This is a genomic window from Kribbella sp. VKM Ac-2569, assembly GCF_004216905.1.
Lineage (GTDB): Bacteria > Actinomycetota > Actinomycetes > Propionibacteriales > Kribbellaceae > Kribbella.
On the sequence record NZ_SGXJ01000001.1, the window covers coordinates 1389249 to 1408566 of the forward strand.

The window sequence follows — 19318 nt, forward strand, 5'->3', positions numbered from 1 at the left end:
CGAGACAACCGGCAGCTGCTCACCACACGGGCTACGCCCCTGGTGGAATGGCGCGACTGCCCGCCTGGCATCTGGTGGGCCCGTTCACGCGCGAGGCTTCGACGATTGCCGGGGCAGCGCGCGGGCACTCCGAGCTAGCGAGTTGCCATTACATGATCGTGGCCGGTTGCACGAACGACGGAAAGCGTGTGGTGAACTCGTCCGATGCTGTGAGGAGGTCGCGGGCGTAGCCGGGTGCGTTTGAGGCAGATGCGTCGACGTCGAGTTCGAGGATCGTGCGGACATCGGCGGGTCCTTCGATCAAGGACGCTTCTACGCGGAGCCCGTCTTGGTGGATCTCGTCGACGAGGTCGCGGGTCAGTTCGCGGAAGGGCATCAGGACTGTGGACGCGCCGATTCTGTTGACCTCATCGCGCCAGTTGCTGTCTGTGTTTGGAACATGCAGCCCAACTCCTCGCTGCAGGCCCGGGTTTGCCGCGACGAAGTCGGCGAGTGAGAGCGAGCTGAAGCTGGTCACGATGCATCGTGCTTGATCGTGCTCAGGGCGCTGACTCAGCAAGGCGGCAAGGGGCCGTGCCGCGGCGAGCGCCTTGATCTCGACCCGGAGCAAGGCGGTCGTGGAGTCGAGTACCTCATCCAGCGTTGGGATCCGCTGGCTCTGGCCCAGGTCGATACTGCGGATCTGTTCGAGTGTCAGGTCCTCGATTGGCGTTCGCAGATGGGGCGTCGAGGTGGCGGCGGTGCGTTCGACAGTGCGGTCATGGATGACGACCAGGGCATCATCTCGTGTGAGCTGAACGTCGAGTTCGATCTCGTCGACGCCGACGCTTTCCGCACTTGCGAATGAGAGCAGCGTGTTCTCCGGCGCAGCAGCCATGTTTCCGCGATGCCCGGCGAGGACGAAGGTCCGTGGTGTGGTCAAGATATCTCCTTGAGATGCGGCGTGATCGTGTCTGCGAGCAGCGGATGGGCGGCCAGGAGGAGGGGTGTTCGTGGTGAGTCCCTCCCACCTTGGACTCGGGCGCCGGCGCGGGTGGCGATGAGTGCGGCTGCCGCGTAGTCCCAGATGGGAAGGTCCCAGAGGAAGACGGCGTTGAGCCGCCCGTCGGCGACTGCGCAGATCTCCAGAGAGGCGGCGCCGTTGAGCCTGAAGTCGCGAATCTTCGGTGCGAGCCCTGACATGGCGGCAAGGACTCGGTCTCGCCTGCCGTGGTCATAGGGGAAGCCGGTCGCGACCAGGGCGTTGTCGAGGGTGACTTGGTCATCGACGTACAGTTCGCGTCCGTTGAGGAGGGCAGGCTGATCGGTGGTCGCGGTGTACTCGGCGTCGAGTTCGGGTGCGAAGACGCAGCCGGCCAATGTACGGCGGCGGCCGTCAGGCTCGAGGATCGTTGCGGCGATCGAGACCGCGTAGTACGGCGATCCGTACAGATAGTTCACCGTCCCGTCGATCGGGTCGACGACCCAGGTAATTCCGGAGGTTCCATCACTCGGGTCGCCCTCCTCGCCGAGAAATCCGTCGTCGGGGCGGGCGACCGCGAGGCCCTTCCGGATCAGCGACTCGACGGCGGTGTCTGCCTGGGTGACGATGTCCAGCCGATTCGATTTCGTCGACTCGACGCTGATTCCATCAGCGCGCATCTCGGCGGCCAGCTGGCCGGCCCGTTGGGCGCTGCTTCGGGCGATGTCCAGGAGGTGTTGGGTGTCGAAGTTCGTCAAGTCGGCTACCGTTTTCGCATAGTTGATCGTGCGGACTTGTTGCGGGGATGGCGAAGCAGACCGGTGGTCACCACACCGGCGAGCACCGCGGGATTGCGCTGTCAGGCTTGGACATGTACTCAGCGCTGGACAGTTACATGCCAGCACGCATCGCGAACGGGGCTAGCGTGCGGGCGCCGGTCCCGTTGTGCGGCTGATGAGCAGTTCACCAGGAATGAACACGCCGCCGCGTTCCACTTCCTCGTCCCGGATCAGCTTGTGCACGAGATCCACTGCCGCGGCCGCCAGGCCGGCTGTCGGGACGCGAAAGGTCGTGAGCCCGACCGCCACATGGTCAAACGGCGGGAGCCCGTCGAAGCCCGCGACCGATAGATCGCCGGGAACCGAAAGCCCGAGGTGCGCGGCGGCGGCCAGCACATCAAGCGCGGCGAAATCGTTGTTGCACAGCACCGCGGTCACAGCCGCCTTGTGCAGTTCGGAGACCAGGTCGACGAAGTTCGTCTCGGGTCCGATGGTGACGATGCGGTTGCGGATGCCTCGGTCTTCGAGGTGGCTGCGCATCCGTTGGATCCGGACCCACTGCGTCGGAGAATGTTCAGGCGAGACTGCGGTCAGGGCCACGGACGTGTGTCCGAGAGCGGCGACATGCTCGATGAGCACGACCCCGTCGTCGGGGTCTGGGGCAACGAACGGTACGTCGGGGTTGGATGCCTGGCCCATCTGACCCACGAGCACCAGCGGGACCCGTGCTGCGACCCGACGTATCGTCAACGGGTCGACAACCGGCGAGGCAACAACGATTCCTGCTGCCCGAAGACCGGCGAGAACCATCAGCGACTGGTAGTTGGCGTCGTCCGGCTGATCGAACGAGGACACGGACAACACCTCGTAGCCGCGTACGCCGGCCTCAGCGGCGAACCCTTTGGCGAGGTGGCCGTAGAACGGGTACTCCGCGCTTCGCAGGAAGAGACCCAGCGTTGCCGGCGACGGCACGGACAGGCTGCGGGCAATCTGGTTCGGAACGAAGTCGAGCTGCTCAATTGCCCGCTGCACCTTTTCGAGGTTCGCCCGGCTGACCCCTGGCTGCCCCAGCAATGCCCGGGACGCCGTCGACTTCGATACCCCAGCCGCCAAGGCGACGTCTCGGATCGTGCTCGCCTTCTGAGGGTCCCCCTGAGAACCGCCGCTCGGGGAAACGCCGTCCGGCGAATCGGCGCTGCTGGGCATGGGACTCATGTTATCGGCCCCCGACCTGTTCACACTCAAGAGCTGCGGACGTCATGCGGAAGTCCCTTCTGTCGTCGATCACTTCAGCCCGCTGCGGGCGACGCTGGCGATGAACCGCTTCTGGAGGATGAGGAAGATGACGATCATCGGCAGAGCGGCGAGCACGCCGGCGGACATCAAGACGTTGTAGTCGGTGGTGTAGGAGCCGCGGAGCAGGGCGATCCCTGGTCCCAGGGTCAGCTTGTCGATCGACCTGTTGACCACGATCGGCCACAGCAGCTCCTTCCACTCCGAGAGCACCGTCAAGATCGCCAGCGTGATGAGTCCACCCCGAGCGATCGGCGCGACGATCGTGGTCAGGATCCGCAGGTGTGATGCGCCGTCCATCCGGGCCGCCTCGACCAGCTCCCGCGGGATCCCCCGGAAGAACTGATAGAGCAGGAACACCCCGAAGACGTCGAAGATCGACGGCAGGAACAAGGCCACGAGGGTGTCGGTGAGACCGAACGCGGAGATGATCGCGAAGTTCGGGACGATGAAGATGTCGCCGGGGACCATGATCAGGGCCAGAACGGTGACCAGGATGACCCGGGCTCCGGGGACTTTGATGACGGCGAGCGCATACGCGGCGAGCGTGCAGATGACCAGTGTTCCGATCACCCGGCCGATCGAAGCGACGACCGTGTTCCCCAACAGGGTCAGGTACGGGATCCGGTCGAACACGCCCCGCGCCCCGTCGAGAGTCGCCGGGTTCGGGATCACCTTCGGTGGGACCAGGAGGGTCTGGCCCGGGGTCATCAAGGCCGTGGCGACCATCCATGCGAAGGGCACCAGGATCAGGAGCGCGACCGCGGCGATGACGGCGAAGGTCCACCAGCGGAGGCGATATTGGTGCAGCATCAGCCGTCCTCCCCGTAGTGGACGAAACGCCGTTGCAGCCTGAACAAGACGATCGAGACGGCGAGGATGAGCACGAACAACAGCAGGGAGACCGCCGAGGCGTATCCGCGGTCACCGACGTTGAGGAATGCCAGTTGGTAGTAGTAGTACACGGCCGTGAGTCCGTAGTTCACCGAAGCGGACTGCTCGGGCGGCAGCAAGACGTAGGCCACGTCGAACAGTTTCAGTGTGCTGATCGTCGTCGTCAGGATCACGAAGAACAGCGACGGGCTGAGTAGCGGCAGGGTGAGCGAGAAGTACCGGCGCACGGGCCCGGCGCCGTCGAGGGTGGCCGACTCGTAGATGTCGGACGGGATCTCCTGCATGCCGGCGTACAGAATGATCGTCGGGACGCTGAAGGACAGGAAGACGACGATCACCGTGATGACGACGGTCACGCCGGCCGACGATCCGAACCAGCTGACAGACGAGCCACCGACAGCTTGGATCACGGCGTTGACGAGGCCGTACCGGGTCTGGAACAGCCACCCGAACAACAAGATGGCCGCGGTCGGGAGACACACCGCGGGCAGGAACACGATCGCTCGGAACGCCGACTGCCCGCGGAACTTGTACTGCATCAATGTGGCGCACAGCAGCGCCACCACGACCACACCAGGGACGACGATCGCGGTGAACTTGAACGTGTTGACCAGCGAAATCCGCAACTGGCTGTCGGAGAACAACCGCTCGTAGTTCTCGAGTCCGGTGAACCTTGCTCGGCCGAAGGCGCCCGCCTTGTTGAACGACAGCCACACGTTGTAGCCGAAGCCGTAGAAGCGGAAGACGAGGAGTCCGGCAAAGAGGGGAAGCAGGAACAGGAAGCCGATCCGGGCGTCGCGCCGACCCGGTTTGCGCCGCACCACTGGGCGGCGCAGGCCCTCCTCAACGCCCGCGGTGCGTCGTAGCGTGACGTTGGTCATTGCTTCAGAGACCTCGTGAGGATGGCGTCGGCCTTGCTCGCCGCCTCCGCCGCGGACATCGATCCGGCGTAGTACGGACCGGCCACCGTGCTCTCGATCTCCGGCATCACCGCACGGATCTTCGGGAATTCGGTGGTAGTGCGCAGGTAGTTCTCTTTCAGCGTCACATCGAACGCTTCCTGCATCCCGTCGATCTTGCTGTTCGCCTTGTAGTACGCCGCTTTGACGTCGGGAGAGACGTTCGCCGGCATGCTCGCGCCACCTTCGGCATGCAGCCTGGCGCCCTCAGCCGAGGTGAGGTACTTGATGAGCTTCCACGCCGCATCCTTCCTCTTGGAGTTGGCGTTCATGACGTAGGACAGCCCGTTGGTGTCGGTCGCCCGCGACCCGTTGACCGAGGGCTGCGGGACCATGTGGAACGTGCCGCTCGGGACGTTGGCCTGCGCGAGCAAGGACAGCTCCCAGGAGGGAACCTTCGCCATGGCGATGCTTCCCGAGAGCAGGGACTGCGTGCCCTTGAAGTCCGCCGAGTCCTTGACCGGTGGGATCAGCTTCTTGTCCTGCAGGTCCTTGATCATCTCGAACGCCTTGATGCCCTGCGGCGAGGACACGGTGCCGTTGCCGTCCTTCACGACGGTGCCTCCGAGGGAGTGGATGAGGCTGCCCACTCCACGGTTGAAGTCGTAGTTGTAGTACATCGGCACATCCGCAGACGAGGTCTGCTTCGCCTTGATCTCCCCGGCGATCCGGAGCATGTCCTCCCACGTCCATCCGGCCGTGGGTACGTCGGTCACCCCGAGCTTCTTGAACACCGCGGCGTTGTAGACGACCGACCAGACGTCCTGGTCCTTGGGCATGCCGTACTGCTTGCCGTCGAACTTGTACAAGTTGACGAGCTTGTCCGGGTAGGCGTCCATCGACACCTTGTCCTTCTCGATGTACCCGTCCAACGGCTCCAGGGCACCGCCCTCGACATACACGGGAGCCCGCGAGCTCTGCCACATCACATCCGGGCCCTCGCCGGCGCCCAGCGATGCATCAAGCTTCGTGTAGTACTGGTCCTCCGGAACCTGCTCCAGCGAGACCTTGACGTCCGGGTTGGCGGCCTGGAATCCGTCCACGGCCTTCTGCACACCCGCCTTCTGCGCCGGATCCCAGATCATCAAACTCACGGTGGCGGCGCCACCGCCCGAGGAGCCTGAGGAGTCCGCCGAGCAACCGGCAAGGGTTACAGCGACAGCCGCTACGACCGCTGCCAGGGCAAGGGGCCGGCGAGAGCGTTTGAAACGGTGCATCTTCGTGCCTTCCGACGAGATATGGTTCGGAATGTCCGAAACTGGGACCGGTCCCGGGATCGGTCCCAGTCGTGGACGCTACCACTATGAGAACCGATCGAGAAGAGGGAGCATGCGACGTTCATCGTTGCTTCACCACACCCACACCGGCTGGATCCAGCGCCGTACTCCGGCCTCCGGCGGTGCTCCGACGCAGACCGTGCGAAGGGGTTGAGCATGGGATGGGCCTGGACCGAAACAACGACGACCGAGCTTCAGTTGCTCGGACTCGCCTTCGTGCTGTGCGCGATCATCGGCCTTGAACGCCAGTACCACCAGAAGGCCGCCGGCCTGCGCACCCACACACTCGTCGGCATGGGCTCCGCGGTCTTCACCCTCGTCTCTGCCTACGGCTTCTCGGGCGTGGTCGGAACCGACGTCGTCGTCGACCCATCACGCATCGCCGCGCAGATCGTCTCAGGAATCGGCTTCCTCGGAGCCGGGGTGATCTTCACGCGCCGCGACATCGTCCGCGGCCTGACCACGGCCGCGACGATCTGGGTGTCCGCGGGCGTCGGCATGGCGTGCGCCGCCGGGATGCCTGTCGTCGCGACGGCGGTCACCGGTCTGCATCTGGTGACGATTCTCCTGCTCGCGCCTCTCGGGCGCATACTGCCGACACCGGACCGACGCCGAGTCCTCGCCGTCCGGTACCACGACGGCGAGGGCGTGCTCCGCACCGTTCTCGCGACGGCGACCGGCATGGGATTCCATGCCGCGATCCTGTCGACCTCGCTGGACGAAAAGCCTGACGGCGACCGCATCGTCGCGGTCAACACCCGGTTCCGCGGCAAAGCACCGCTGCGCGACCTCGTGACCGCGCTCACGGCCGTACCCGGCGTCGTCGGCATCCAACCCCAGGACGACAACACCGACGACGACTAGCTCACCCGCACTGCGGCAGTCTTACTGGTCGCCGGGCACCGTTGCGCGCGGGGTTGCAGGTTGCTGGTCATAGGTGGCGAACCGACCTGGACGGAACGGCGCCAACTGCTCGACAGGGTTTCCTTGGATGATCTCTTGGACCGCGTAGTCGGCCAGCAAGGGCGCGAGGGTCACGCCGCTGTGGGTGGCGATGGCGTAGAGCCATGCGCCTTCGCCGGTGAAGCCGCTGACCGTCTTCCCGTCGGCCGGGATGGATCGTCGTCCGATCTGTAGGCGTTCGATCTCCGCAGGGCTGTCCAGCCTGACGACCTCTGCAAGCCGTTCCAGCAGGTCGGCTGCCAGTGACCCATCTGCGTCGACGGTGCCAGCGGGGTCGACGACACCATCCAGGTCGAGCGCGTGCAGCACCATGCCACCGTCGGGTTGTGGTCGCACGTTGAGCCGCGAGGTGGTCACAATCCGAGTAAGTCGTGGCGGACGTGGGCGTGTGTAAGCCAGCAGACCGATCGTCGGCAGACCTTTCGCCTCGGTGGGAGCCATCGGCACTTGGTCGACGCCGGCGGAAGCGAGCACCTTCCCGGTCCACCGACCTGCACAGGTCACCACTACGTCCGCGTCGAGAACTGTCCCGTCGGCGAGGCGGACATAGGCTCGATCACCGTGTTCGATGTTGGTGACTTCGGAACCTGTGAGTACCTCAGCCCCCAGGGCGCGGGCCGCCTGCAGCGTGACCGAGATCAGCAGCTCCGGAACACAGAACGCCTCTTGCGGATAGGACACCACACGGTCTACGCCCTCTCCGAGACGCAAGGCCGGCTCCACTGCCAAGGCTTCACGTGGTTCCAGAACGTCCGCCGGATAACCCCAGTCCGCCATCCGCTCGAGCTTCTCGTCGAGACGAGTTGAGTGGGTCGGATCTGTGCTCCATTCGAGGTGGCCGGTGTGCCAGAGCCATTGGCCCAGCGCACCCGCGCTCTCCGCGAGGTCTCGGTGCCAGCGGTCGTGCGCTCGCATGCCGTCGACGTTGAGGTCGAAGTACTCTCGGGGCTCCTTGCGATTGGCGTTGATCCACGCGTAGGACTCCCCCGATGTACCGGCCCCTGGGTACTTCGCCTCGCACACGGTGACCCGGGCCCCGGCTTTGGCCAGGGCGTACGCCGTCGCGCTTCCGACGACTCCCGCACCAATGACGATCACCTTCATCTGTTCACCTTTCAGTCCTCGTCTCCGGCCATGCCTTTGCGTCGCAAACGCATCCCGAAGAGCACCGATACCACGGTGAGGGCAGCGAAGGCGATGAAGATCGGTCGCTCCAGGAAGAACGTAGGCGACAGCGCGAACGACTGCTGCGCTGCGACCTCCAGCAAGGGCCCCAGGATCATTCCCATCACCAACGGAGCGAGCGGGACGCCCCATTCGGTGAGGAGCCAACCGACGACGCCGAACACCAGAGCGGCAGCTGGCTCGACAAACTCCTGGGCCGCTGACAACACCGGCGGAGCCGGCATCCGGACGCCGCCATACTGGGGTGATCATGATGCGAGCCAAGGACGCGCTCTACAGAGCCTTCACCACGCTGCACGGGGCCGTGTTCTTCCGGTCGAAGGGCCGGGTGTTCGGCCGGGCCGCGGGTATGACGGTGGTCGGGCTCGTCACCATCGGCCGGAAGACAGGGCAGCGACGGACCACAATCCTGACAGCGCCGATTGCCGATGACGACCGCGTCGTGCTGGTGGCGTCATTCGGCGGCGATGACCGGCATCCCGCGTGGTACCACAACCTGCGCGCCACTCCCGCAGTCCAGGTCACACTGCGCGGGACGACCCGCACCCTGATCGCGCGCATCGCGACCGGCCCAGAGCGAGTGGCGCTGTGGGAACAGATCGTCAAGATCCACGGAGGGTACGGGCGCTACCAGCAACGCACCGACCGTCTGATCCCCGTCGTCGTCCTCGAACCGGCGTCAGAAGACCGTTGTGCCGATCAGGCCGCCGACGCCGTACATCACCGCGACGACCACGACCTACCGGAGGCCTGAACGGTGCCCGTAAGAGACGCGTCACCAGTGGCAAACGAGGGGAACCAGGGCACATCAGCAGCGCGTCTGCCGTCTACTCGCCGTTGAGCGGCGGGGTCAGATCCGGGCGGCCGGTCATCCGGAAGTAGACCGGGTCGGCGAACTCACCGTCGACCCAATGGAGTTCGTTGATGACGGTCGCTGTGCCGTTAACGTGGCCGATCGCGAACATCTCGGCGTTCTGGCCGTTGCGGTCGATGCCGAGCAGCAAGGTGCCGTACTGGCCGCAGCGCTCCGCGACCAGGTTGATGGGCTTCTCCCACCGGCTCCCCGCCGCCCCCACCAGCTTCACCACCGGCTTGAACGCGCCGGTCGTCGGCACGCGGACCGAATACAGGGCGCCACCGCGGGTCGTGGCCAGGAACGTGTCGTACGCGGAGGTCTGGCTGATCAGGGCCATCGCCCGGACCGACGAGAAGCCAGGGGCGCTGACCTTCGCAGCCCACGTGCCGCCGCTCATCGTCCACCGCAACAGCGTGCCGTCCGAGCGGAGTGCGTACTGATTCGTCCGCGTGGTGGTGCGAGAGGTCTCGAAATAGCTGTACCCGTCCCAGCCGCCGCCGACCCGGGCCGTCTTGGTCGTACCCGCGATCGGCTTGTTCTGTGCGTCGATCTCGTAGCTCACGGCCCACATGACGTTGCCGAAGACCATCCAGCCGGAGTACCGCGAACCCGCGGCCACCGGCTCCTTCACCATAGAACCAGCCATCCCGGCATCCAGGAATGTCGCCAGGAGACCGCGCGTCTCACCGGTCATCGACGGTGGACTGGTCGCCGTGTACTCGCGGATGTAGTGATCGCCCGCAGCGGTCACCGAACCGACCGGCATCTTGCACGCGGCGGTCACCTGCTGAGCCCCGGTCGGCGCCACCACCGGCGAGGCGCTCGCCGGGCCGGCGCCGAGGCCTGCCGCCAGCAGTGCGGCCAGTGGCAGTACGCCGGCCCACCGCGACCTCGAGTCCTTCATAGTCATCACCGTCCAGATCGTGTCGAAAGTATCCGCACGATGTGATGCAAGAAGAGGTCGCGAAGTTATCGCGATCGCGCTGGTGCTCGTCGAGGGCGGGGAGGAGGCGCTGCGGACCCTCACCCGGCTTGAGGGCTGCACCGGGCCACTTCCGACGTACGGTCAAGTAACTCTTGACATCGGGGGGCGATGCCATGAATCTGTGAGGACAAGACGTCTATACCTCATAGTTTCTCTCCCTTTGGAGTCGCCATGTCTACCGTCGCTGGAGTTCGGTCCCGCTCGATGCGCCGACTGGTTGCGGCCACGGTGGTTGGCAATACCATCGAGTTCTATGACTTCGCCGTCTACGGCACGCTGACGGCGATTGTCTTCTCGAAGATCTTCTTCCCGCAGTCGGATCCGTCGGTGGCGACGTTGCTGGTGCTTGCCACCTTCGCGGTGGGCTTCCTGTCACGGCCGCTCGGCGGTGTGATCTTCGGGCACCTCGGGGACCGCATCGGCCGCAAGCCGACCCTGATTCTCTCGATGCTCCTGATGGGTGGTGCGACGGCGCTGATGGGCGTGCTGCCGAGCTACGAGAGTGCCGGGATCGCCGCGCCGATGATGCTGGTGGGTCTGCGGTTCCTCCAGGGCTTCGGCATCGGCGGCGAGTGGGGAGGAGCGGTCAGCCTGATGATCGAGAGCGCGCCGAGGCATCGTCGCGGTATCTACGGTGCGGCCGTCCAGACCGGCAGCGGGCTGGGCATCATCCTGTCGACGCTGACTGTCACGATTCTCACCACCACCCTGACGTCGGAGCAGTTGCTGGCCTGGGGTTGGCGGATTCCGCTGTTGCTCAGCGTGGTCCTCATCGTCGTCGGCTTGGTGATCCGCTCCAGCATCGACGAGTCGCCGGAGTTCGCGCGGGTGCTTGCAGGCCAGAAGGTCGTGCGCGTCCCTGTCTGGGAGACGCTGTGCCGGCACTGGCGTACGGTGCTGCTCGCCATCGCGATGTACATCGGGGTCGCGGCCTTCGGGTTCACCCAGGGCGTGTTCTTCGTCGGACACCTGGTGAACGAGATCGGCCTGCCACGACCCACCGCCACCGAGGCGAATCTCATCGCCGCCGTCTTCTACCTGCTCGCCACCCTTGTCGGCGGTCTGCTGTCCGACCGGCTCGGCCGAATCCGGGCCTACGTCCTGGGCGGCGTGGCGCTGATCCCGGCGCCGTACCTGATGTTCTGGGCCGGCGACACGGCGTCGGTGCCGTTGATCTTCGCGGCGATGGGTGTCGTGGGTGTCCTGTCCGGCGTGGCGTACGGCGCTCAGGCGGCCCTCTTCTTCGAACTGTTCCCCGCCAAGCTCCGCTACACAGGGATCTCGCTGGCTTCCAGACGGCAGCGGCACTGGGCGGTGGGCTCACGCCGATCTTCGCGGCGCTGCTGTTCCGATCCAGTGGATCGACGGTCCCGGTGTCGCTGTACCTGACGGCTTTGGCGGGCCTGATGATCGTGTCCTCTCTCGTCGCACGCCCGGTACTGCGCGAGGAGGCGAGCCGCGCCGACGACGCGAGCGACGTCGCCCAGGCGGCGACCTGACCATCCGACCATCACACAAAGGAGAAGCGCCGGTGCCGATCCCGTCGCGGTCGCCCCGCACCATCGTCCTCGTCATGGTCGATCAACTCGCCGCGAAGTGGCTGGAGGTTGCCCGGACGCACGATGTGGTGGACCTGCCGAACTTCGACGCCCTGCAGGCCGAAGGGGTGACGTTCACCCGCGCCTTCACGCCCAACCCGGTGTGCAGTCCGGCCCGGGCGAGCCTGGCGACGGGAATGCCGACGCCGAGCCACGGGCTGACCGAGTGCGGCTACCGGCTCGATCCGTCGGTGCCGACCTTCATGCACGGCCTGCAGTCGCAGGGATGGCGAACAGGTGCCTTCGGCAAGCTTCACCTCGTCCCGCAGATCGAGGTGCTGCGGCCGGAGTACGGCGAGTACGGGTTCGACGTCACGCACATCACGGAGGACTCGCGGGCGGGTGAGTGGACGGACTGGGTACGTGCCACCTATCCCGAGTACTACGACGCCGTACTCGCGACAGTCTGGATGACGATGATCGAGGAGCTCGCGGAGTACGGGCCCGAGAAGGAAGACCTGCGGTCGCGGATCTTGGACGCGCAGAAGCGGTACCCCGAGTGCACCGAGGAGGCGTACGTCCTGCCGTACCCTGCGGAGGTCTCGCAGACGGCCTGGATCACCGACCGCGCGATGGAGTACCTCGAGTCGGGTGGCGAGCGCGACCTGTTCGCCCAGGTGAGCTACGTGCAGCCGCACAACCCGTTCACGCCGCCGCCGGAGTACGTCGACAGGGTCCGGGTGCACAACATCCCCGAGCCGATCCACGCCGAATGGCTCGACGCAGCCATCCCGTACTACCGGCAGGACCGCTACGCGATTCCCAGCTACGAGCAGCGGGACTGGAAGCGGGACCGTCACCTGTACTTCGCCGACCTGGCTCACCTCGACCACGAGCTCGGCCGCCTCCGGGAGACGCTCGTGCGCACCGGCCGCGCCGACGACGCGTTGGTCGTGTTCACCTCCGACCACGGGGAACTGCTCCACGACCACGGCCTGCTCGGCAAGTGGGAGCGTCACTACGACTCGTGCATCCGCGTGCCGCTCATCGCGAGCGCACCCGGCGCGCGGCCCGGCGAGTGCGACGCCCTGGTCGAGCTCACCGACATCGCCACCACGGTGTACGACTGGGCCGGCGTGCCGCACCCCAGCGTGCCGTCGCGCGACAACAAGACCCGCACCGTGGCTCAGGCCGATCTGCTCACCGGTAGGTCCCTTCTGCCCTTCGTCACGGGCGCCGGCGTGGCGGACCAGCGTGACCACCTGCTGGTGCAGTCCAACAACTCACATGTCGAGGCCACCCCACGCAGCTGGGCCCGCACCGTGCGAACCGACTGCTACCGGTACTCCCGGCACCTCGCCGGCGGTGGCGAGCAGCTCTTCGACCTGCGCACCGACCCGTACGAGCAGCACAACCTCGCGTACGACAAGGTCCTCGAGGGCACGCGTACCGAGCTCCTCGAGCTGCTCTACGAGGCATCGGTCACCGACGCGTTCCCCAGCTCGCCACGCCAGCTCTACCAGCTCGGGTCATGGTGATGACGGGGATCGGACACCAGGGACGCCAGAATGGGCGCATGCCGCAAGCCAACCGAGTCCACCAAGTCGAGGCGGCCTGCCGCGAGCTCATCCTCGCGGGGCGCCCCGGAGATCGCCTGCCCGGCGAGAGCGAGCTCGCGGCTCAGCTGTCGACGAGCCGGGTCACTGTCCGCCAAGCCCTGTCCCGCCTGTGGCACGCGGGACTGGTGGTGCGCCGCTGGGGCGTCGGCACCTTCATCGCCGATGCAAGCCGGTTGACCTCCGCCGGCAGCATCTACCTGGGCATGGAGCAAGTCGGCTCACTCCCGCGGCGCCTGGCCGACGCCGGGCACGAGGTCGGGCTGAGCCACTTCGCCACCTCGCGCGGCCGGTGGCCCGAATGGGCGGCGCTCGAGGACACGTACGCCGCCCCGTGGCGAGTGGAGCGGTGCATGACGATCGACGGCGCACCGGCCATCCTGCTCCACGACTACCTACCAACCACCGTGGGCGACATCGAACTCCCCGATCCCCATCGGCTGGCCGACATTCGCAACGACCTCCCCGGCATGCTCCGCACGGCCGGAGTACGCATCGTCAAGGACGAGGCCACGCTGCACGGCGTGTCCCTGACCGCCGCGCAGGCCCGTCACCTGGGCCTGCGCCAAGGGAGCGCCACCCTGCACGCCCAGCAGCGCAGCCTCTCGGAGAACGGCGAGGTCGTCGCCTGCGCCGAGGCCTACTACCGCACCGATGTCTTCACCACCACCCTCGTCCGTACGGTCTCCGACTGACCGGCGCGCGGGGCGCCCACCAATTCAGTCGTTCCAGGACGACAGGCCTGGCCCCTGCGGCAACGGGTAGCACCCGTCGACCAGTTCGACGTTGCCGTTGAGCAGACCGCTCTCGACGTAGATCGTGTTCGGCAGTGCGGCCAGCACGTGGATGTGCGCGCCGCCGCCGTGCGACGCGTACGGTACGCCGAACCCGGCCGCCATCAACCCGATCTCGAGGCAGTCGGTGAGCCCGCCGGCCCGCCGCAGATCAGGCTGTACGACGCCCACGCCGCCGCGCGCGATCAGGTCCCGGAACGCGGCCTGCCCGTAGCGGTTCTCGCCGGTCGCGATCGGGATGTCCAGCTTCTCCGCCAGCCGGACATGACCGTCGGTATCCCCTGCCGGCAGTGGCTCCTCGAACCACCGGCAGTCCAGGTCTTCGTACACCCGGCCGCGCCGCAGCGCCTCGGCGTACCCGAAGGCCTGGTTGGCGTCGACCATCAGCGGCGCGTCCGGCCCGATCACGTTCCGGACCGCCTTGATCCGCTGCACGTCCTCGGTTAGCGGCCCGCCGCCGACCTTCATCTTCACGCCGCGGAAGCCCTGCTCCATCGCCCGCGCGGACACCTGCTCCAGACCGGCGACGTCGAGCTCCAGCCAGCCGACCATCGCGTACGACGGGATCGCCGTGCGCTGCGCACCGAGCAGCTTCCACACCGGCACGTCGAGCGACTTGCCGAGGAGATCCCACAGCGCCAGGTCGATCGCCGAGATCCCGTACGACGAGAGCCCGACCGTCCCCTGGTAGTCGGTCAGCGTCTGCAGCTTATGCCGGATCCCCCGGATCAGCGTGGGGTCCTCCCCCACGATCGCCGGCGCCAGCTGCTCGCTGATCAGCTTCCCGAGGACGGCGGGTGAGCTCTCGACGCGACCGAAGTACGTCGAGCTGACGCCGCTCACCCCCTCGTCGGTGTCGATCCGGACCCTGGTGTGCCCGTTGCGGTCGAGCAGCTGGATCGCGTCCCGGACCGCGTGCTCCTTGGGCTCGGACGTGACGTCGACGGTGATGTCAGTGATCTTCATCCGGTCATCCCTTGCCTGCGAGAACGTCTTCGACCTTCTGCTTGACGCTGCCGAGCGCCGCTTCCGCGGTCTTCTTGCCGCTCCAGACGTCGTCGAGCACCGGCCGGTAGATGGTCCGGGCCCGCTCGATGTAGCGGCTGAAGTTCTCGTTCACCGCGTTGCCGAGCGCCTGGGTGACCATCGCGAGGTTCGCCGGCGCCTTGTCGTCGGCGACGAACAGCGACGACGAGCTCTTCGCGACAGGCATGAAGCCCCGCGACTGCGCCAGCAGCTTGGCCGCGTCGGCGCCCGCGCAGTACTTCAGGAAGTCCCACGCGGCGTCGGGATCCTTGGAGGCCTTCGGGACCGCGAGCACGGTGAGCGTGTTGACCGTGGTCCGCTTCACCTTCATCGGCGTCGGGAAGATGTCCCACTTCACCTTGGCGTTCTTGCGCAGGTAGGGGATGCCGCTGGTGAGCGATAGCAGCATCGCAACCTTGCCGGTGCCGAGCTGGGACAGCGCCCAGTTCGGCGTCTGGCGGCCGGCCGTGACGGTGGCGAAGTCCGGGTGCACCTTGTGCTTCAGCGCCAGGTCCGCCACCCATTGGATCGCCTCGGCGCCCTGCGGCTCGGCCAGCGCGAACCGGGTGGCGTCCTTGGAGTAGATGCCGTCACCGCCGTTGCTGACCGGGAAGACGGTCTCGAGCGAGGTGTCGGGGAAGACCAGCGCACCCCAGCGCTCGCCGTTCGGCTTGGTCAGTTTCTTCGCCGCCTCGACGAAGTCGTCCCAGGTCCAGCCGCTGTTCGCCCAGTCCTTCGGCGGCAGCTCGACACCGGCCTCCGCGAAGGCGTCGGTGTTGCAGATCAGGATGCCGGGGTTGGTCATGATCGGCCAGGCGGCGTGGGCGCCGTCGGGCTGCTTTGCGAAGTTGTACGCGACCGGGAAGTAGTCGTCCGGCTTGATCCCGTCCTTCTCCAGGTACGGACGGAGGTCGAGCAGCGATCCTTCCGCGTAGTAGCCGCGGACGTAGTCGTCGTTGATCCGGATGACGGTCGGCGCGGCCCCGGATGACAGCACCGTCCGCAGCTTGGTGTCGTAGTCGTCGCCGGGAACCGACTGGATGTCGATGGTCTTGCCTGCGCCCTTGGCCCAGTTCTCCGCGACGTTGTAGAGCGGCGTACCGCTGGTGGTGTCCCAGGTCATGAAGGAGGCGTTCTTGCTGCCGCCACCACCGCCACCGGTGCCGTTGCCGCCGCACGCTGCGAGCGGGAGTCCGGTGGCCAGCGCGCCACCGGTGATGCCGAGCGCCCGAAGCACCGACCGGCGAGAGATCTCTGTCATGGTCGTTCCTGTTCTGGTCTCGAAAACTCAGGGGAAACTCAGGGATGGTCAGTTGGTGCGGAGCTTGGCGATCGCGTCCTCGTCCAGCTCGATGCCCAGACCGGGCAGGTCCCACGGCGTGATCTCGCCGTTCACCGGGACGAGCGGGTTCTTCCAGATCGGTACGTCGTCGAGGATCGGGTTGTGCTCGATGTTGTACTCCTGCGGGTAGACGCAGGCCGGCGTACTGACCCAGACGTGTGCGTGGGCCGAGGTGCCGATCGTCTGCTGGGTGTTGTGCACCGTGATCGGCCTCGTGTAGGTGTCCGCGAGGACGGCGATCTTCTTCAGCTCGGTGATGCCGCCGCACTTGATCACGTCGGGCTGCAGGATGTCGACCTTGCCGGTCTGGATCAGGTCGCGGAACTGCCAGATGCTGTACTCCTGCTCGCCCGCGGCGATCGGGATGTCGACCGCGTCGGCAAGCCGTCCGTACGCCGCGTAGTCGTGAGCGGCGAGCGGTTCCTCGAAGTGCCACACGCCGAGGTCCTCCAGCGCGTGCGCCATCTTGACTGCCGTGTGTTCGTAGTACGCGTTGTTGACGTCGACCAGGATCGGGAAGTCGTCCCCGACGAGCTCCCGGACCGCGGTGACGGTCGCGATGGTCTGGTCGAAGCCGTCGTCGTGCATCCACGGCGTCGACGAGTGGATCTTGTAGCCGTGGAAGCCCTTCTCCTGAAAGGATTTCGCCCGCTCGGCCTCCTCCTGCGGGGTCATCCTGCGCGACATCGAGCTCGCGTAGACCTTCGCGCTGGGGCGGTACTTGCCGCCGAGCAGCTTGTACACGGGCAGCCCGGCGGCCTTGCCGAGCAGGTCCCAGAGCGCGATGTCGATACCGGCGATCGCGTTCAGCTGGACGCCGCCGGGACCGAGCTTGTACGGCTTGGTGTACATCCGGCGCCACAGCCGCTCGATGTCGGTCGCCTCCTCGCCGACCAGCAGCGGCGCCATGGCCTGCTCGACCACGCTGTGGCTGACGTGTGCGTTCATCGGGCTGATCTCGCCGACACCGACCAGGCCCTCGTCGGTGTGCACCTTCACGATGTGCAGCTTGTCGAGCAGGATGATGGACTCGATCCGGGTGATCCGCATGACTATCCTTTCAGGCCGGACATCGTGATGCCCTGGACGAAGTACTTCTGCGCCACCAGGAAGAGCAGCAGCGGCGGCAGGATGGTCAGCGTCGCGGCCGCCATCATCAGGTTGGTCTGGGTGAAGAACTCACCCTTGAACAGCGCGAGCGCGATCGGCATCGTCTGCAACCGCGTCGAGTTGAGGAAGATCAGCGGCCCGAACAGGTCGTTCCACGAGCCCATGAAGGTCAGCGCGCCGACCGCGGCCAGGGCCGGTTTCACCTGCGGCAGCATGATCCGCCAGAAGGTGCCGAAGATCGACGCGCCGTCGAGCTTGGCGGCCTCCTCGAGCTCGATCGGTACGCCGCGGAACGCCTGCCGGAGCAGGAACGTGCCGAACACCGGCGTCAGCACGTTCGGGACCCAGAGCGGGTAGTGGGTGTCGATCCACCCCATCTCGCGGAACAGCATGTATTGCGGGACGAGGTACACCATGCTCGGGATCATCGCCGTCGACAGCAGCAGCGCGAACGCGAGGTTCTTGAAGGCGAAGTTCAGCCGGGCGAACCCGTACCCGGCCATCGAGGCGAACACCAGCAGGAAGCCGACGTTCAGCGCGGCCAGCTTGCAGCTGTTCAGGAAGAACGGCAGCAGCCCGTGGCCGGCCTGCGAGTAGTTCGCCCACTGCGCCGTCGACGGAATGAACGTCGGCGGGCTCTTGAGTACCTCGTTCTCCGGTTTCAGCGAAGCGCTGACCATCCAGAGCAGCGGCATCGCGAAGACGGCCGCGAGCACGATCAGCACCGCGAAGATCACGACCCTGCGCGGAATGTGCCGTGGTGGGCGGTTGTACACCCTGATGGCTTCAGTTGTCATAGTGCACCCACCGCTTCTCCAGCCGCCACTGGACCGCCGTGACGACGCCGACGATGACGAACAGCACCCAGCCCATCGCCGAGGCGTACCCGAGCCGGCCGTGCCCGAACGCGGCCTCGTAGATGTGGAAGATGAACACCGAGGTGGCGTTGTTCGGGCCGCCCGACGTCATCACGTAGATGATTCCGAACACCTGGAACGAGGTGATGAACTGCGTGATCGTGAGGAAGAACAGGCTCGGGGTGAGCAACGGCACGACGACCGACCAGAACCGCCGCCACGCGGAGGCCCCGTCGACGGTCGCTGCCTCGAGCAACGACTGGTCGATGCTCTGCAGCCCGGCCAGCAGGATCACCATCGGATAGCCGACGCCCTGCCAGATCGCCACGATGATCACCGCGATCAACGCGGTCTTCGCGTCGGACAGCCAGGCCGGTCCGTGGATCCCGATCGTCTTCAGCGTCGAGTTGAACAGCCCGTTGTCCGGGTCGTACAGCCAGAACCACACGAACCCGATCGCGACCACGTTGGTCACCGCGGGCGAGTAGTACAGGGTCCGGAAGATCCCGATCCCCTTCACCTTCTGGTTGCACAGCACGGCCAGTGCGAGCCCGATGCCGATCGTCAGCACGACAACCGCCAGGGTGAAGATCACCGTGTTCTTCAGCGACGGCCAGAACGTGTCGTCGGCGGTGAACAGCTCCTTGTAGTTGTCCAGCCCGAGGAACGTCGGCTTGTTCAGGCCCGACCAGTTGGTCAGCGACACCACCAGGCTCGCCGCGACCGGGGCCAGCTGGAAGAACAGCACCCCGAGGATGACCGGGCCGACGAACAGCCAGCCGGCCAGGTTCTGCCGCTTGGGCTTCACCTTGGTGCGCCGCTTCGGCTTCGGGCGGTCCACGTCGGCTGGTGGTGACACGGTAGGAAGGACGGCATTGGTCAT

General features: G+C 66.2%; 19 protein-coding genes. 5 read left to right on the forward strand and 14 right to left on the reverse strand.

What is annotated here, in order from left to right:
• Positions 1-148 precede the first annotated feature (148 nt).
• The 6 genes from EV649_RS06445 to EV649_RS06470 form a co-directional block, all read right to left on the reverse strand.
• A complete protein-coding gene (locus tag EV649_RS06445) occupies positions 149-922 on the reverse strand; it encodes a glycerophosphodiester phosphodiesterase family protein (protein WP_130381433.1) in 774 nt (257 codons plus the stop codon).
• Positions 919-1719: an inositol monophosphatase family protein gene (locus EV649_RS06450; protein ID WP_157996189.1), complete on the reverse strand. Its 801-nt coding sequence runs from the start codon at positions 1717-1719 to the stop codon at positions 919-921. Before EV649_RS06450 ends, EV649_RS06445 begins: the two co-directional genes overlap by 4 nt.
• Positions 1720-1881: 162 nt before the next feature.
• The gene (locus tag EV649_RS06455) at positions 1882-2955 is read right to left on the reverse strand and encodes a LacI family DNA-binding transcriptional regulator (RefSeq protein WP_130381437.1); all 1074 of its coding nucleotides are present in this window, start codon (positions 2953-2955) and stop codon (positions 1882-1884) included.
• Positions 2956-3024: 69 nt separating this feature from the next.
• Complete coding sequence (locus EV649_RS06460) at positions 3025-3846, reverse strand: carbohydrate ABC transporter permease (protein WP_130381439.1); 822 nt, start codon at positions 3844-3846, stop codon at positions 3025-3027.
• Positions 3846-4808 carry a sugar ABC transporter permease gene (locus EV649_RS06465; RefSeq protein WP_130381441.1) on the reverse strand — a complete coding sequence of 321 codons (963 nt, stop codon included), beginning with the start codon at positions 4806-4808 and terminating at the stop codon, positions 3846-3848. Before EV649_RS06465 ends, EV649_RS06460 begins: the two co-directional genes overlap by 1 nt.
• Positions 4805-5971, reverse strand: coding sequence for a sugar ABC transporter substrate-binding protein (locus EV649_RS06470; RefSeq protein ID WP_157996190.1), 1167 nt, complete (start codon positions 5969-5971; stop codon positions 4805-4807). The genes EV649_RS06465 and EV649_RS06470 overlap by 4 nt, the downstream gene beginning before the upstream one ends.
• Positions 5972-6319: 348 nt before the next feature.
• Between EV649_RS06470 and EV649_RS06475 the strand changes: the two genes are divergently transcribed.
• Entirely contained in the window at positions 6320-7027 is a 708-nt protein-coding gene (locus EV649_RS06475) for an MgtC/SapB family protein (protein WP_130381445.1), read from the forward strand.
• A gap of 21 nt (positions 7028-7048) precedes the next feature.
• Here the strand turns inward: EV649_RS06475 and EV649_RS06480 are convergent, their stop codons facing one another.
• Together EV649_RS06480 and EV649_RS40750 are read right to left on the reverse strand one after the other, a co-directional pair.
• Positions 7049-8230, reverse strand: a complete 1182-nt coding sequence (locus EV649_RS06480; protein ID WP_157996191.1) for an FAD-binding oxidoreductase — start codon at positions 8228-8230, stop codon at positions 7049-7051.
• A gap of 11 nt (positions 8231-8241) precedes the next feature.
• A complete protein-coding gene (locus EV649_RS40750; protein WP_157996192.1) occupies positions 8242-8535 on the reverse strand; it encodes a hypothetical protein in 294 nt (97 codons plus the stop codon).
• A gap of 26 nt (positions 8536-8561) precedes the next feature.
• Between EV649_RS40750 and EV649_RS06485 the strand changes: the two genes are divergently transcribed.
• A complete protein-coding gene (locus EV649_RS06485) occupies positions 8562-9065 on the forward strand; it encodes a nitroreductase family deazaflavin-dependent oxidoreductase (protein ID WP_130381449.1) in 504 nt (167 codons plus the stop codon).
• Between the two features lie 73 nt (positions 9066-9138).
• Here EV649_RS06485 and EV649_RS06490 read toward each other — a convergent pair whose 3' ends face one another.
• Positions 9139-10071 (reverse strand): hypothetical protein, encoded by a 933-nt coding sequence (locus EV649_RS06490; protein ID WP_130381451.1) that lies wholly within the window; start codon positions 10069-10071, stop codon positions 9139-9141.
• 252 nt (positions 10072-10323) lie between these two features.
• Here EV649_RS06490 and EV649_RS06495 point away from each other — a divergent pair, with 252 nt between their 5' ends.
• From EV649_RS06495 to EV649_RS06505, 3 genes are all read left to right on the forward strand, one after another.
• On the forward strand, positions 10324-11541 hold the full coding sequence (locus tag EV649_RS06495; RefSeq protein ID WP_130381453.1) for an MFS transporter: 1218 nt from the start codon (positions 10324-10326) through the stop codon (positions 11539-11541).
• Between the two features lie 142 nt (positions 11542-11683).
• Positions 11684-13228 (forward strand): sulfatase-like hydrolase/transferase, encoded by a 1545-nt coding sequence (locus EV649_RS06500; protein WP_130381455.1) that lies wholly within the window; start codon positions 11684-11686, stop codon positions 13226-13228.
• Positions 13229-13266: 38 nt separating this feature from the next.
• Entirely contained in the window at positions 13267-14001 is a 735-nt protein-coding gene (locus tag EV649_RS06505) for a GntR family transcriptional regulator (protein WP_198682332.1), read from the forward strand.
• A gap of 24 nt (positions 14002-14025) precedes the next feature.
• Here the strand turns inward: EV649_RS06505 and EV649_RS06510 are convergent, their stop codons facing one another.
• Genes EV649_RS06510 through EV649_RS06530 form a run of 5 tightly spaced genes read right to left on the reverse strand, consistent with a single transcriptional unit; the run spans position 14026 to position 19318 of the window.
• Positions 14026-15066: a mandelate racemase/muconate lactonizing enzyme family protein gene (locus EV649_RS06510; RefSeq protein WP_130381459.1), complete on the reverse strand. Its 1041-nt coding sequence runs from the start codon at positions 15064-15066 to the stop codon at positions 14026-14028.
• Between the two features lie 4 nt (positions 15067-15070).
• Positions 15071-16387 (reverse strand): sugar ABC transporter substrate-binding protein, encoded by a 1317-nt coding sequence (locus EV649_RS06515; RefSeq protein WP_130381461.1) that lies wholly within the window; start codon positions 16385-16387, stop codon positions 15071-15073.
• Positions 16388-16435: 48 nt separating this feature from the next.
• On the reverse strand, positions 16436-17518 hold the full coding sequence (locus EV649_RS06520) for a mandelate racemase/muconate lactonizing enzyme family protein (protein ID WP_130381463.1): 1083 nt from the start codon (positions 17516-17518) through the stop codon (positions 16436-16438).
• Between the two features lie 2 nt (positions 17519-17520).
• On the reverse strand, positions 17521-18375 hold the full coding sequence (locus tag EV649_RS06525) for a carbohydrate ABC transporter permease (protein ID WP_130381465.1): 855 nt from the start codon (positions 18373-18375) through the stop codon (positions 17521-17523).
• On the reverse strand, positions 18365-19318 hold the full coding sequence (locus tag EV649_RS06530) for a sugar ABC transporter permease (RefSeq protein WP_130381467.1): 954 nt from the start codon (positions 19316-19318) through the stop codon (positions 18365-18367). The genes EV649_RS06525 and EV649_RS06530 overlap by 11 nt, the downstream gene beginning before the upstream one ends.

Bases quoted from the DNA above. Each gene is read 5' to 3' on its own strand.
- EV649_RS06455 (WP_130381437.1), bottom strand. From the start codon at position 2,955: ATGAGTCCCATGCCCAGCAGCGCCGATTCGCCGGACGGCGTTTCCCCG.
- EV649_RS06460 (WP_130381439.1), bottom strand. From the start codon at position 3,846: ATGCTGCACCAATATCGCCTCCGCTGGTGGACCTTCGCCGTCATCGCC.
- EV649_RS06465 (WP_130381441.1), bottom strand. From the start codon at position 4,808: ATGACCAACGTCACGCTACGACGCACCGCGGGCGTTGAGGAGGGCCTG.
- EV649_RS06470 (WP_157996190.1), bottom strand. From the start codon at position 5,971: ATGATCTGGGATCCGGCGCAGAAGGCGGGTGTGCAGAAGGCCGTGGAC.
- EV649_RS06475 (WP_130381445.1), top strand. From the start codon at position 6,320: ATGGGATGGGCCTGGACCGAAACAACGACGACCGAGCTTCAGTTGCTC.
- EV649_RS06480 (WP_157996191.1), bottom strand. From the start codon at position 8,230: ATGAAGGTGATCGTCATTGGTGCGGGAGTCGTCGGAAGCGCGACGGCG.
- EV649_RS40750 (WP_157996192.1), bottom strand. From the start codon at position 8,535: ATGCCGGCTCCGCCGGTGTTGTCAGCGGCCCAGGAGTTTGTCGAGCCA.
- EV649_RS06485 (WP_130381449.1), top strand. From the start codon at position 8,562: ATGATGCGAGCCAAGGACGCGCTCTACAGAGCCTTCACCACGCTGCAC.
- EV649_RS06490 (WP_130381451.1), bottom strand. From the start codon at position 10,071: ATGAAGGACTCGAGGTCGCGGTGGGCCGGCGTACTGCCACTGGCCGCA.
- EV649_RS06495 (WP_130381453.1), top strand. From the start codon at position 10,324: ATGTCTACCGTCGCTGGAGTTCGGTCCCGCTCGATGCGCCGACTGGTT.
- EV649_RS06505 (WP_198682332.1), top strand. From the start codon at position 13,267: ATGCCGCAAGCCAACCGAGTCCACCAAGTCGAGGCGGCCTGCCGCGAG.
- EV649_RS06510 (WP_130381459.1), bottom strand. From the start codon at position 15,066: ATGAAGATCACTGACATCACCGTCGACGTCACGTCCGAGCCCAAGGAG.
- EV649_RS06515 (WP_130381461.1), bottom strand. From the start codon at position 16,387: ATGACAGAGATCTCTCGCCGGTCGGTGCTTCGGGCGCTCGGCATCACC.
- EV649_RS06520 (WP_130381463.1), bottom strand. From the start codon at position 17,518: ATGCGGATCACCCGGATCGAGTCCATCATCCTGCTCGACAAGCTGCAC.
- EV649_RS06525 (WP_130381465.1), bottom strand. From the start codon at position 18,375: ATGACAACTGAAGCCATCAGGGTGTACAACCGCCCACCACGGCACATT.
- EV649_RS06530 (WP_130381467.1), bottom strand. From the start codon at position 19,318: ATGACCAATGCCGTCCTTCCTACCGTGTCACCACCAGCCGACGTGGAC.